Raw genomic sequence first — 13128 nt, forward strand, 5'->3', positions numbered from 1 at the left:
TTCGATGCAGAACACCTTGCAACAGCAGAATTTTGCGGGCGAGATTTGCATATTTTGCGATGTTTGCGAATTCCGGCCGCTACCATCTTGCACGTGCGCAAGATGTACGCGGGCGCCCGACTACGGCGGTTGCGCGAAGAACGGCGAATGACCCAGGCAGCCCTGGCGAAGTCGCTCGATCTATCGCCCAGCTACCTCAACCAACTCGAGCGTGACCAGCGACCACTCACCATCCCGGTACTGCTGAAACTCAACTCCACCTTCGACCTCGACGTGCAGTTCTTCGCCGCCGACTCGGACGCGCGGCTGGTCTCCGACCTGCACGAAGTGCTGGTCGATGCCGCGGGCGGCGACAGCGCGCCGCTGACCGAGGTGGAGGAACTGGCGACCCGGCTACCCGAGGTGGCCAGAATCGTCGTCTCGATGCACCGGCGATTGCGCGCCGCGACCGACCAGCTCGACCTGCTCTCGGCGCGGGTGGCCGCCCCAACCGGCACGCCCATGCCCTATGAGGATGTGCGCGACTTCTTCTACGACCATCACAATCACATTCCGCAACTCGATCATGCTGCCGAACAGCTCTTCGAGGAATGCGGCATGACCATCGGCTCGCTCGATCGGCAACTCGCCAGAGTGGCCGAAGAGCGCGCAGGTGTAACGGTTCTCGTGCGCGGCGACGGCGCCGACTCGTCGATCCCGAAACGACACTACGACCCGGAAAGCCGCACACTGACGCTGGCTCGACGGCTGCGACCCGGGCAGCGTGCCTTCCAGATCGCTACCACGCTCGGATTCTTGCTCTTCGGGAAAGAGCTGGACGCGGTGCTGGCCGAAACCCCCTCGCTGACCGGCGAATCCCGCGCGCTCGCACGCATCGGACTTGCCAACTACTTCGCCGGCGCATTGGTGCTGCCCTACGGCCGGTTCCTGCGCTCGGCCGAGGAGCTGCACTACGATATCGACCTGCTCAGCCTGCGGTTCGAGGTCGGTTTCGAAACGATCTGCCACCGGCTGAGCACCCTGCAGCGCCAGGGTCAGCGCGGCGTGCCGTTCTTCCTTGTCCGCACCGATCGCGCTGGCAATATCTCGAAACGTCAGTCCGCCACCGCATTCCATTTCTCCAGAGTCGGCGGCAGCTGTCCGCTGTGGGTGGTGCACGAGGCGTTCGCCAGCCCGGGCCGCATCTCGAGGCAGATCTCCGTGATGCCCGACGGTCGCCGCTACCTGTGGATCGCCCGCACCACCATGACCGCGCCGCACGGATTCGGTACGTCCACAAAGAACTTCGCAATCGGGCTAGGCTGCGATATCGAATACGCCGACCGCCTGGTGTATTCGACCGGCCTCGACCTCGACGACCCCACCACCGGGGTACCGATCGGCGCGGGCTGCAAGGTCTGTGAACGCCCCTCTTGTCCCCAGCGTGCCTTCCCCAATATCGGGAGCCCCCTTGCAGTCACCGAACACACCAGCACAGACCTCCCGTATCCCCGCTCGGCGCGCTGACCGCCGGCCGCACCCCACACGATTCGGCCGAAACCGTTTCGGAGCATGGAGATTTCAGGGAGTTCGGTGCGGCCACCGCTCAGAGTGGGGCCGATCAGGATTTGGCGAGGTATTCGATGCGCTCGCCATCGACCGCGGCGTGCATCATGCCTGCCAGGCCCGGGTGCTTTGCCAGGCCGGGATCGGCCGCCACTACTTTCCTGGCCAAATCCTGTGCGGCGGTAATGACTTCGAGGTCGTCGAGCAACGAGAGCAGTCGCAAGGAGCGGGCGGTGCCGGATTGGGCAGCGCCGAGGACGTCGCCTTCGCGGCGTTGGCGTAGGTCGAGGACGGCGAGTTCGAACCCGTCGGTGGTGGCCGACACCGCATTCAGCCGTGCCATGGCGGTGCCGCCGGGGTTGGCGTCGGTGACGAGCAGGCAGAGACCGGCATGTTTGCCGCGGCCGATACGGCCGCGCAGCTGGTGCAGCTGGCTGACGCCGAATCGGTCCGCATCGAGAATCACCATCACGGTGGCATTCGGGACGTCGACGCCGACCTCGACGACGGTGGTGCAGACAAGGACATCGATGTCACCGTCGTTGAAAGCACGCATCACCTGGTCTTTTTCATCCGACGGCAGCCTGCCGTGCAGCAGGCCGACGCGGACGCCCGACAGCGGGCCGGCGCGCAGCGTGTCGAACACCTCGACCGCGGCCTGCGTCGTCGGGCCCTCCTTCTCGGGTTCGGGCTTGTCGCCGGATTTCGACCGGCCGTTGCGGGACTTGCCCGCGCGGGCGGCGTCCTCGTCGTCACCGATCCGGGAACAGACAACATAGGCCTGCCGACCCGCCGCGACCTCTTCGAGGATCCGTTCCCAGGCCCGATCGACCCAGCTCGGATGCTGCTTGCGCGGCACCACCTTCGAGATGATCGGCGAACGTCCCCTCGGCAGTTGGGTGAGAGTGGAGGTCTCCAGATCACCGAGTGTGGTCATGGCGATGGTGCGCGGAATCGGCGTCGCGGTCATCACCAGCAGGTGCGGACTGGAGCCGGCTTTCGCCTTGGCGCGCAAAGCATCCCGCTGCTCGACACCGAAGCGGTGCTGTTCGTCGACCACCACCATGCCGAGATCGAAGAACTCCACGGCGTCCTGGATCAACGCATGGGTGCCGATCACGATGCCGGCCTCGCCGGTGACCGCGTCGAGCAGCGCGGCCTTCTTCGTGCCCGCCGACATCGAACCGGTGACCAGCACGACCTTGGTGGCGCGCTCCGCGGCGCCAAGCTCGCCTGCGGTGCCGAGGTCGCCGAGCATCGCGCGCAATGACCGATAGTGCTGAGCGGCAAGCACTTCCGTCGGCGCCAGCAGCGCGCACTGCTGGCCCGCGTCGACCACCTGCAGCATCGCGTGCAGCGCGACGATCGTCTTGCCCGAACCCACCTCGCCCTGCAGCAAACGGTGCATGGGATGGGTACGCGAGAGGTCAGCGGAGATCTCCGAGATCACCTGCCGCTGCCCTTCGGTCAGTTCGAATGGCAGGCGGGTGTCGAAGACCGCGGCAATGCCGTCGGATCGTGGCGGGCACGGCCGCGCCGCGCGTCCCTCCACCTCGTGCCGACGTTCGGCGAGCACCAGCTGCAATGCCAGCGCCTCGTCGAAACGTAAACGCTCCCTTGCCTGCTCGATGTCGGTCTTGCTCTCCGGCAGATGAATCAGCCGCAGCGCTTCGGACACCTTCAGCAGCCCTCGATCCGCGCGCAGGTCGGTCGGCAACGGATCGTCGATCGGGTCCAGCTGATCGAGCACCTGCCGGACACAGGCGAGCAGATCCCAGCTCTGCACCTTAGCGGTCGCGGGATACACCGGAATGTATTCCCGTTCGAAGAAGGAGACATCCACGCCTCCAGCGCCTTTCGCGCTCTGCGCCAGACCGCGCAGGGCACCGCCGCCGCGCACCGAGGTCAGGTTCTCGACCGAGCCGTCTTCCTTCTCCGGCAGGATCAGATAATCGGGATGCGAAAGGTTCCACCGGTCCGGCCGCCACCAGTGCACGGTGCCCGACATCATCGCCCGGACTCCTTCGCGGACAAGGTAACTCACCTTGTCTCCGTTGAAGAAGGTGATCTCGATCGGACGCACCGAGCCGGTGTCGAGGACGACCTTGAGCAGCCTGCCCCTGCGGTTCTTCATCGGCCGCAGTTCGGTTTTGGTCACCCGGCCGATGACGGTGATATGCGCGCCCTCCTCGGGCTCTTCCTGCGTGAGGGGCTGGCCCTGGGTCGCATAGCGCAGCGGGTAGTGCCGCAGCAAGTCCTCGACCGTGTGCATGTCGAACGCGTCGGCCAGCGGCTCGGCCGCCTTCACGCCGAGCAGGTGGTCGAGCCGATCGCTCAATGTCGCCATGGATCTATTCCACCCCTATCTGCACCAGATCTCCTTGCTGCCCACCGGAATACACGGTGACCTCGATACCGGGGAAGCCCTCGACGATGTGCGCGGCCAGTTCGTCGGCGAGCCCGGCGGGCGCCGACCGGCCCATCAGCAGGGTGACCAGGTCACCGCCGAAACCCAGCATCCGGTCGAGCAGGGTCAGTCCCGCTGTCCGTACATCCCGATCGATCACCACCACGTCGTGACCGACCAACCCGAGCCCGTCACCGGATTCACAGGTGCCGACCATGGTGAGCGCGCGGCCGGTGGCCGCGCGCAGCGAACCCCAGCGGGTGGCCGCGGCCGCCTCGGACATCGCGAAGGCGTCGTCGACCGCGATCCGGCCACGATCGTGCACGGCCAGCGCCGCTAGTCCCTGCACCATGGATCCGCTCGGCAGCAGCAGCACGTCGCGGTGTGCGTCACGGGCCGCAACGCCGACGGCGACCAATTCGTGTGCGGGCAGCGCACCATTGGGCAGCACCAGCACCTCACGGTTGGGCAGCCGCCGGATCGCGGCGAGCAGTGCGGCGCTGGTGACCGGGCCGTCACCGCCGAGCACCACCGCGCCCGCGGCCTCGAACAGCGCGGCGGCTCCCGCTCCCGCAGCAACAGCGAGCACCCCGCGGTCCGCCGGCTCACCGCGTGCGTTCAGACCGCCGCGCGCATCGATCGCGGCGTGCCGAGCGCCATCGTCGCGAACAACCGCGCCGTCCCGAGCAACTCCACCGTCCCGAACAACTGCGCGATCCCGGGCAACTCCACGGTCCGGAACAACTCCACGGTGTCCAACGGTGTCGGCGACGAGTCCAGCGTGGGCGGCCGGTGCGACGGCATGCGCGACGCCGTCGACACCCGCGGCAATGTCGGCATGCGTATGACCGACCTGTGCGGTGATCGCGAAGCTTTCGATCCTGATGGCGCTCAAGGTGCCTGCGACCAGGCCCGCCTCGACCGCAGCGCCTGCATCCGCACAGTGCACATGCGCCGACCACGACCCACCGCCGTCACCGACCACAACGACGGAGTCCCCCAACTCGGCCAGCGCCGCACGCAAGCGGACGACCTGCCGCTCGTCGGTCTCGGTGAGCACATACATCACTTCGAAATGTGGCCCTGGCTCCGCGACGTCGGGCACGTCCACGCCGGACACCCCGCCGATTTCACCGCGAACGTACTCCGGCCTGGCAGGCGTCTCCCCCAGCGTGACCGAGACCAAACTGTCGAGCAGCACCACAAGTCCGCGCGCACCAGCATCGACCACCCCGGCCTCGCGCAACACCCCGAGCTGCGAGGGCGTGGCGCCGAGCGCCTCGGCGGCTCCATCGGCCGCCGCCACTGCCACCTCGGCAAGAGCGGGATTCGAACACGCCGCGGCGCAACCGGCCGCGCAATCCAGCACCGTGAGAATCGTGCCCTCGACCGGGACGCTGAGTCCCTCGCGCACCAGAGCGGAGGCCCGCGCCAAAGCCTCGCGCAGCGTGCGTCCCGTGAGCGGTCCGCCGTGCACCGCTTCGGCGATGCCGCGCAGCACCTGCGAGAGGATGATTCCGGAATTGCCGCGGGCCCCGAGTGTCGCCCCACGCGCCATCGCGGCGGCCACATCGTGGGCGGATACCGCGCTCCCCGGCGCGCGATACGAATGCGCGGAAACCACCGCGGCGTCGGCGGCCTGCATTGCCGCGCGCATGGTTGCCAGCATGTTGGTGCCGGTGTCGGAATCGGCGATCGGGAAAACATTGAGCGCGTTGATCTCCTCGCGGCGCCGCTCCAGGCCCGCGAGGCAGACCCGGCCCCAGCGCAGTAGCGCTGTGCCGTCCAGAGCACTCGGGCGGACGAAGGTCCGGCCATCGCTCATCGTGTCCCGCACTCCGGGCACCTTCACCTCTCTCCACCTCGTCGATACCGCGATCGGCCACCGCACTGCGTGACCCGCGTACCACCCGCACGCCAGGTTAGCGGGCGATACCGACAGCGGATTCGGGACACCGAATCACTACACTGGGCCGCGCCCGACGGTGGTTGCCGTGCGTGCTCCGGCCGCCCGGTTTGGCGGATCGGGGGCCCGGCAGCTAATCTTGCAGGGTTGCCTCGCGCGGCCGTCGCCGGTTTGCGCTGGCCGACATCAGTCGGCAAGGCATTTGACATTGTTTCCGGACATGCTGCCGCAATGCAGCAGTCCCCACATGACATGAAGGAGTTCGCGACTATGGCTGCCGTCTGCGACGTCTGCGCCAAGGGCCCCGGCTTCGGGAAGTCGGTCTCGCACTCGCACCGGCGTACCAACCGTCGCTGGAACCCGAACATCCAGACCGTTCGCGCCCAGGTTGCGCCGGGTAACACCCGCCGCATGAACGTGTGCACCTCCTGCCTCAAGGCAGGCAAGGTCGCCCGCGGCTGATTCAGCCGCACCATACCGACACACGCCCCGGCACCCTTTGGGTGATCCGGGGCGTAGTCATAGATAGGGCCGTTCGGCGACCATGGTGATCATGACCCAGTGGCAGATCGTCCCGCTCGCCGCCGAACACACCCGCAGCCTGGCCGAGTGCCACATCGCCTGCTGGCGCGAGGCCTACCAGGACCTGGTACCAGCGCACGTGCTCGCCGCCTTCGACGTCGAACGACGGACGGCACAGTGGGAACGCAATCGGATCGCATACCCGGGACATACCCACGTCGCGCTCGTCGACGACGAAGTGATCGGCTTCGTCAGCGCGGGCCCGACCCGCGACCGGCCTCCGGTGCCCGCAACCGAATTGAATGCGCTGTATGTCCGGTCCCCGTGGTACGGCACCGGCCTCGCGCACGAGCTCATTCACACGGTTCTCGACCCGCAGACACTGTGCTCGCTGTGGGTGTTCGAGGAAAACCCGCGCGCGCAGCGCTTCTACCGCAAGCACGGCTTCGAACTCGACGGCACACGCCGGGTCGAAGCGTTCACGCCCTCGTTCGAGGTTCGGATGGTGCGCTTTCCGCGCGATAGTGTGCAGTCATGACCTCCTCCACCGAGACCGAGTACGTCACCACTGTCGACGGCGTGCTGCAGATCACCATCGCCACCTCAGCCAACGGCACCTCCATGGATTTCGCGGGTATCGCCGCGGGTTCGGCCGCCTTGCGGACCCTCGGTTCCGATGTGGGTGCGGTGCTGTTGACCGGAACCGGTGCGAATTTCTGCGCCGGCGGCAATGTGCGCGGCTTCGCGGCGGCCGAGGATCGCGCTGCGCATATCCACGGTCTCGCAACGGATCTGCACGAATTCGTCCGCGCGCTCGACGAGACGGTGGTGCCGGTGGTCGCCGGGGTCCAGGGCTGGGCGGCGGGCGCCGGGATGAGCCTGGTCTGCCTCGCCGACATCGCGCTCGGTGGCCCGAGCACCAAACTGCGGCCGGCCTACCCCGGTATCGGACTGAGCCCGGACGGCGGCATGTCGTGGACGCTGCCGCGCATCGTCGGCGCGGGGCGGGCTCGCGAAATCCTGCTCACCGATGCGGTTATCGACGCCGAAACAGCCGTGCGCCTCGGCATCCTCAGTCGCGTGGTTGCCGACGACGACGTGCGTGCCGATGCACTGAACCTGGCTCGTAGTCTCTCTCGCGGACCGCGATCGACCTATGCGAGCATCAAATCACTTCTGGTGCAATCGTCTTCGGCGACGCTGAGCGAGCAGCTCGACTACGAACGCGATGCCATCACCGCGGCCGCCAACGGCCCCGCCGGGCGGGAAGGCGTCGACGCGTTCGTCGAGAAGCGCAAGCCCAATTACGTGTAGCGCCGGGCCGGGCTAGGGCGTCGAGGCCAAGACGAATTTCGCGACGGCGTCGGTGAAGGCATCATTGTCGTCACCGGCGGCCGTGTGCGCCGCACCGCCGATCTCGACCAGCTGGGCGTGTGGCACCAAATCCTGAAAAGCGGCCGCGCCCTCGGCACTGACCACATCCGACTGCATGCCCCGCACGAGCAAGACCGGGATGGTCAGTACGCGCGCGGCGGCTTCCATCTCGTCGGTCATGTCCGTTGCATCCTCGACGCGATTCTTCAGCATGTCGGGATCCCAGTGCCAGTACCAGCGACCGTCACGCTCACGCAGATTCCGCAGCAGCCCGTCGGAGTTCTTGGGCCGCGGACGGTGCGGCATGTATTCGGCGACCGCGTCGGATGCCTGCTCGACGGTGTCGAAACCGTCGCGATGCTTGCCGAGGAAGTCGATCACCCGCGCGACCCCGTCATGCTCGGGGCGGGTGACGATATCTACGAGGACGAGCGCGCTGATCGCCGCGCCACCGGGGACCGCGGTCGTCAACAGTCCGGTGATCCCACCCATGCTCGCACCCACGACTACAGCCGGGGCGCCCAACTGCTCCAGCACCGAAACAAGGTCGGCGACCATCGTTTCGCGCCGGTAATCGCTGTCGGGCGCCCACTGGCTGTCGCCGTGGCCGCGCGCGTCCAGAGTGACGACCTGCATCCCGGCGGCGGCCAGCTTCGCACCCGTCTGCTTCCACGAGTGCCTGGTCTGCCCGCCACCGTGGAGGAACAGGACGAGCGGACCGTCGGCCGGGCCGAACCGGTCGGCGGCCAGCTCGATTCCACCCGACCCGCGCAGCCGCAGCCGGACCGGATCGAGAAGATAGTTCGCATTACTCACGATCCGAGGATCGCACAGTTAATCCGAGGGGTTGATCGAGCCCCGGTGAATGGACCTCAGCAGTCCCACTTGCCCGATGCGCTCAGTGTGCGCTGGAGCAAGCACGCGACCGTGGCGTTCACCGAGGAGGAGATGGTGGAAGAACCGGTAGAGGTCATTTCCTCGCCGACGGGCGCCGCGGTGGTGTCCGCGGCCGCGGCGGGCTCGAGCGCCAACGGCGCCGAACTTGCCGCGGCAGTCCCGCCTGCCAAGGCCGCACAGAGGGCCAGGGTGGCGATGGTGCCGCGCAGTGCGCCGCGGACAGTTCTGGTCTGCATAAAAGAGCTCCTCACTTGTTTTCCTCGTCAGCGCCCGCAATCAGGGCAGGCGCCAGTCCACCGGTTCGGCGCCCAGTTCGTCGAGCAGTTCGTTCACTCGGGAAAACGGGCGGGAACCGAAGAATCCGCGAGACGCGGACAGCGGAGACGGATGCGCGGACTCGATGTAAGGCACCTCGGCCTCGGCCAGCGTCGGCTTCAGTGTCGAGGCGTCCTTGCCCCACAGAATCGCGACCAGCGGCTCGTCGCGCGCAACCAGCGCGCGGATCGCCTGCTCGGTCACCGCCTCCCAGCCCTTGCCGCGATGGGAGGCGGGCTGGCCCGGCGACACCGTCAGCACTCGGTTCAACATCAGCACACCCTGATCCGACCAGGGGCTCAGGTCACCGCAGGACGGTGTCGGGTGACCGAGGTCCTTGGTGTACTCGGAGAAGATATTGGCCAGGCTGCGCGGCACCGGCGAAACATCCGGCGCGACAGAGAAACTCAGCCCCATCGCGTGCCCGGGCGTCGGATAGGGGTCCTGGCCGACGACGAGCACGCGCACTGCGTCGAACGGACGCTGGAAGGCGCGCAGCACGTTCTCGCCCGCCGGTAGATAGCCACGCCCCGCAGCGTTCTCGGCACGCAGGAATTCGCCCATGGTGGAGATCTGTTCCTCCACCGGTCCGAGAGCCTGCGCCCAACCCGGATCCATGATTTCCGTCAATGGTTTCGCGCCCATGACCGGACAACCTATCCGGTCGCGGCGTCGGATGCCGAGTCCACCCCGCTGAAGGATTCCCAGCCTCCCGCGCCCGGCCGCGGCGCACCGTCGACGGTGACGCCGTGACCTGCCAGCACCCGCCCGATCGGCACCCAGCCGGCGGGCAGAAACCGCTCCTGCGGCCAGGTGGCGACGAAGGCGTGGTCCTCGCCGCCGGTCAGAATCCATTGCGCCGCATCGGCATCCAGCTGTCGGGCGATTTCCTCGAGCGCGGCGTCCCGCAAGGCGGCGGAGTGCAGATCGATGGCGACCCTGGACGCCTCGGCAATGTGTCCCAGATCGGCGAGCAATCCGTCCGACACATCGGTGAGCGCATTCGGCGCGGTCCTGGTGCGGTGCCCGGCAGATCCGATGACACCCGACCCGAATACCGCCGCGCCACGGGACTGCGGCGGTTCGTGGTTCGACCCGAGCACTCCGTCCTCCGGTGGCGCATCGGGTCCGCTTTCGCCCGCGTCGTGCCCACCGGCGGAGTCCGATAGCGCGTCCAGCACCGTGGCATACGGCGGCTGCGGAACCCGGTGCGCCGCAACCACATCGGCAAAGGTCTCGATGGTCGGATCGACTGCCGTGGTCAGCACCGCGAGGCCCGCCGCCGACCAGCCGAGGCGGCCCGCCACCGCGACCGTATCCCCTACCCGGGCACCGGCTCTGGTGAGGGGTGCACGACCGCGCAGATCACCGAACGCCGTCACCGACAGCACGATCTCCGGGCTGAGGACCAGATCGCCGCCCGCGATGGACCCACCGGCTCTGGCCGCCTCGGCCCACATCCCGTCGGTCAACCCGTCGATCACCTCGACCGGGGTGTCGGCCGGGCAGCCGAGCGCAACCACGAATGCGGTCGGCACCGCGCCCATGGCGACCACGTCGGCGGCGTTCTGGGCAATCGCCTTGCGGCCGATGTCGTGCGGACTCGACCAATCGAGCCGAAAATGCCGACCCTGCACCAGCATGTCGGTGGTCACCACGAACCGCCCGTCCGGCGCCGCGACCAGCGCGGCATCGTCACCTGGTCCCAGCAGCACCGCACGCGTCTGCACCCGGCCCGCGTTGATCCGCTCGATCAGCGCGAACTCCCCCAGCTCACGCACCGTCTTCGGCCCCGTGCTCTCGCTGATGACCGGTCCCTTCCCGACATGCTGCTGGCTGGAATCGCCACGACGGTACTCTTTCCAGGGCAATCGAGTACTACTGGGCCGGTGCGTAGCACCCGCGGCGGGAATTCCCGCGGCACGCCGACCGGCGCGATCCCGACTAGGAAGGACCGGTGAACATGGCGGCGAATTCGTCGAAGCCCGATTCGTCGGAGACCAATTCGTCGCAGGCCGACTCGCCGGAGACCGGACCGTCGCTGGCCGACTCCCGACACACCGAACCGGCGCAGACCGGCGAAGTGGCGCAGGCCGACTCCTCGCAGGCCAACCCGGCGCAGGCCGATTCCTCGCACCCTGACCGGTCGCAGGTCGACCCTTCGCAGTCCGAACCGTCCGAGACCAACTCGCACAGAGCCGATGCCTCGGCGGGCACACCCGAGCGGACCGCCGCCAACGTTGAAGCCGACGCAGCATCGGGCATCGAGAGCGACACGACAGCCAGCGACAAGGGCACGACCAGCGACAGCGACAGCGCATCATCCTCCAACGCTCGCCCCTACCCGCCCGCACTCATCGCCACCGCCGTCGCACTGCCAGTCGTGCTGATCGTCGCCATCCTGGTGGCCGCAGTCCTGGCCCGCAATACGCCGACCGAGCGCGAACCCCTGGTACTCGGTCCGGTCCCCGCACCCGCCGCCGACGGCACCGCGTGCACCACGCTGTTGCCCGTGCTGCCCGTCGAGCTGGGCGACTACACCAAGTCCCAACTGGTGGAGCCCGCACCGCCCGCCACCCGCGCCTGGCAGCGCAGCGACGGCGGCGACCCGATCGTGCTGCGCTGCGGCCTTGACCGTCCGCTCGAATTCAACCGCGCCTCGGCCCTGCAGATCGTGAACGGCGTCCAATGGTTCGAGGCCCGCGACCCAGCAAGCAAGGCAAGCACCTGGTTCGCCGTCGACCGCGAAACCTACATCGCATTGACCATCCCCGACGGCTCGGGCCCGACACCGCTGCAAGCAGTTTCGGACGCCATCACCGCCGGTCTCCCGGCAAAAACGATCGATCCGGGCCCGCTGCCGAATTGAGTACAGTTCCGATAACTGCCCGAGCCCCGCGGTTCTCGCGGTTGGTAGGTCCTACGACACAACCTGGTCGGATGGCATCCGCACACCCGGGGTGTAGCTGCACACCCTGTGTGTGACGGGTGTCAGGCGACAGGGGTGTGGGATCGGGCAGCGGCTATCGCAGGCCGGTACCTCGGGCCAGTGCGGTTTCGATCAGGGTGGAAACCAGCGAGGCATAGTCGATTCCGGTTGCTTCCCACATTCGGGGGTACATGGAGATCGAGGTGAAGCCGGGCATGGTGTTTATTTCGTTGATCACGGGGCCGTCCGCGGTGACGAAGAAGTCGACGCGGGCCAGGCCCTGGCAGTCCAATGCACGGAAAGCCCGAACCGCGAGTTCCCTGATGCTGTCGGAGACGTCGTCGTCGAGCTTGGCGGGGACGTCGAATTCGCAGACGTCGTCGAGGTATTTGGTGTCGAAGTCGTAGAAGTCGGGTACGTCGACGTCGACGTCGGGCATCCGGATCTCGGCGACCACGCTCGCCTCGATTCGGCCGTCCGGGAATTCCAGTACGCCGCACTCGACTTCGCGTCCGACGATGCCTGCCTCCACGATCACCTTCGGATCGTGCGTGCGTGCCGTCGCTATGGCGGCGTCCAGCTCGCTCCAGTCGGTGACCTTCGTGATGCCGATCGAGGAACCACCGCGCGCGGGTTTGACGAACACCGGCAGCCCCAGTCGCGCCCGGTCCGCATCGCTGACTGTGGCAGTGCCGGGTCGCAGCACCGCCTGAACACCGATCGGCAGGCCCTCGGCGGCGAGCAGTTTCTTGGTGAATTCCTTGTCCATGCCCGCCGCACTGGCCAACACGCCGGGCCCGACGTATGGGATGCCGGTCAGCTCGAGCATGCCCTGCAGGGTGCCGTCCTCGCCGAACGGGCCGTGCAGGATCGGGAACACCACGTCGACCGAACCCAATGCGGCGCTGGGATCGTCGAGCGCGACCAGTGCGCCGGACCGGCTCGGGTCGGCGGCCAAGGTCAGCGCGGTGCCGGTGCTGTCCACCGACGGCAGGGCGTTGCTGCCGCTGAACCCGAGGGCGGCGATATCGGAGCTGCCGAGCACCCAGCTGCCTTCGGCGGTGATGCCGATCGGCACCGCCTCGTACCGTTCCGGATCCAGGTTGCGCAGCACACTGCCGGCCGACACACACGAGACGGCGTGCTCGTTACTGCGCCCGCCGAACACCACAGCCACCCTGATCCGGTTCGTCATGCACCGAACCGTACCCGTTACCGCGGCCGCGCCCACCT

The 13128-nt window shown here is 67.6% G+C and carries 12 protein-coding genes; 5 read left to right on the forward strand and 7 right to left on the reverse strand.

What is annotated here, in order from left to right; all coding sequences use genetic code 11:
• The first annotated feature begins 93 nt into the window (after positions 1-93).
• On the forward strand, positions 94-1506 hold the full coding sequence (locus tag ACLMAL_RS16975) for a short-chain fatty acyl-CoA regulator family protein (RefSeq protein ID WP_411999944.1): 1413 nt from the start codon (positions 94-96) through the stop codon (positions 1504-1506).
• A gap of 94 nt (positions 1507-1600) precedes the next feature.
• Here ACLMAL_RS16975 and recG read toward each other — a convergent pair whose 3' ends face one another.
• Positions 1601-3892 carry an ATP-dependent DNA helicase RecG gene (gene recG, locus ACLMAL_RS16980; RefSeq protein ID WP_411999945.1) on the reverse strand — a complete coding sequence of 764 codons (2292 nt, stop codon included), beginning with the start codon at positions 3890-3892 and terminating at the stop codon, positions 1601-1603.
• A gap of 4 nt (positions 3893-3896) precedes the next feature.
• Positions 3897-5777, reverse strand: coding sequence for a DAK2 domain-containing protein (locus tag ACLMAL_RS16985; RefSeq protein ID WP_412000147.1), 1881 nt, complete (start codon positions 5775-5777; stop codon positions 3897-3899).
• Positions 5778-6128: 351 nt separating this feature from the next.
• Between ACLMAL_RS16985 and rpmB the strand changes: the two genes are divergently transcribed.
• The 3 genes from rpmB (at position 6129) to ACLMAL_RS17000 (ending at position 7694) form a co-directional block, all read left to right on the forward strand.
• Positions 6129-6320: a 50S ribosomal protein L28 gene (gene rpmB, locus ACLMAL_RS16990; protein ID WP_039799620.1), complete on the forward strand. Its 192-nt coding sequence runs from the start codon at positions 6129-6131 to the stop codon at positions 6318-6320.
• A gap of 91 nt (positions 6321-6411) precedes the next feature.
• Complete coding sequence (locus ACLMAL_RS16995; RefSeq protein ID WP_411999946.1) at positions 6412-6918, forward strand: N-acetyltransferase family protein; 507 nt, start codon at positions 6412-6414, stop codon at positions 6916-6918.
• On the forward strand, positions 6915-7694 hold the full coding sequence (locus tag ACLMAL_RS17000; protein ID WP_411999947.1) for an enoyl-CoA hydratase/isomerase family protein: 780 nt from the start codon (positions 6915-6917) through the stop codon (positions 7692-7694). Before ACLMAL_RS16995 ends, ACLMAL_RS17000 begins: the two co-directional genes overlap by 4 nt.
• Before the next feature lie 12 nt (positions 7695-7706).
• On the opposite strand, the gene ACLMAL_RS17005 is transcribed toward ACLMAL_RS17000, so the two are convergent.
• Genes ACLMAL_RS17005 through thiL form a run of 4 tightly spaced genes read right to left on the reverse strand, consistent with a single transcriptional unit; the run spans position 7707 to position 10747 of the window.
• Positions 7707-8570 carry an alpha/beta fold hydrolase gene (locus ACLMAL_RS17005; RefSeq protein WP_411999948.1) on the reverse strand — a complete coding sequence of 288 codons (864 nt, stop codon included), beginning with the start codon at positions 8568-8570 and terminating at the stop codon, positions 7707-7709.
• A 56-nt stretch (positions 8571-8626) separates the two neighbouring features.
• Positions 8627-8887: a hypothetical protein gene (locus ACLMAL_RS17010; RefSeq protein ID WP_411999949.1), complete on the reverse strand. Its 261-nt coding sequence runs from the start codon at positions 8885-8887 to the stop codon at positions 8627-8629.
• A 40-nt stretch (positions 8888-8927) separates the two neighbouring features.
• Positions 8928-9611 (reverse strand): uracil-DNA glycosylase, encoded by a 684-nt coding sequence (locus ACLMAL_RS17015; protein ID WP_411999950.1) that lies wholly within the window; start codon positions 9609-9611, stop codon positions 8928-8930.
• A gap of 11 nt (positions 9612-9622) precedes the next feature.
• On the reverse strand, positions 9623-10747 hold the full coding sequence (gene thiL, locus ACLMAL_RS17020; protein ID WP_412000148.1) for a thiamine-phosphate kinase: 1125 nt from the start codon (positions 10745-10747) through the stop codon (positions 9623-9625).
• Between the two features lie 482 nt (positions 10748-11229).
• On the opposite strand from thiL, the gene ACLMAL_RS17025 reads away from it, so the two are divergent.
• Positions 11230-11835, forward strand: a complete 606-nt coding sequence (locus ACLMAL_RS17025) for a DUF3515 domain-containing protein (protein WP_412000149.1) — start codon at positions 11230-11232, stop codon at positions 11833-11835.
• A 154-nt stretch (positions 11836-11989) separates the two neighbouring features.
• On the opposite strand, the gene ACLMAL_RS17030 is transcribed toward ACLMAL_RS17025, so the two are convergent.
• The gene (locus tag ACLMAL_RS17030) at positions 11990-13090 is read right to left on the reverse strand and encodes a D-alanine--D-alanine ligase family protein (RefSeq protein WP_411999951.1); all 1101 of its coding nucleotides are present in this window, start codon (positions 13088-13090) and stop codon (positions 11990-11992) included.
• Positions 13091-13128: the final 38 nt, after the last annotated feature.

Origin of the sequence: Nocardia sp. CWNU-33, assembly GCF_046764895.1 — a bacterium.
Classification (GTDB): domain Bacteria; phylum Actinomycetota; class Actinomycetes; order Mycobacteriales; family Mycobacteriaceae; genus Nocardia.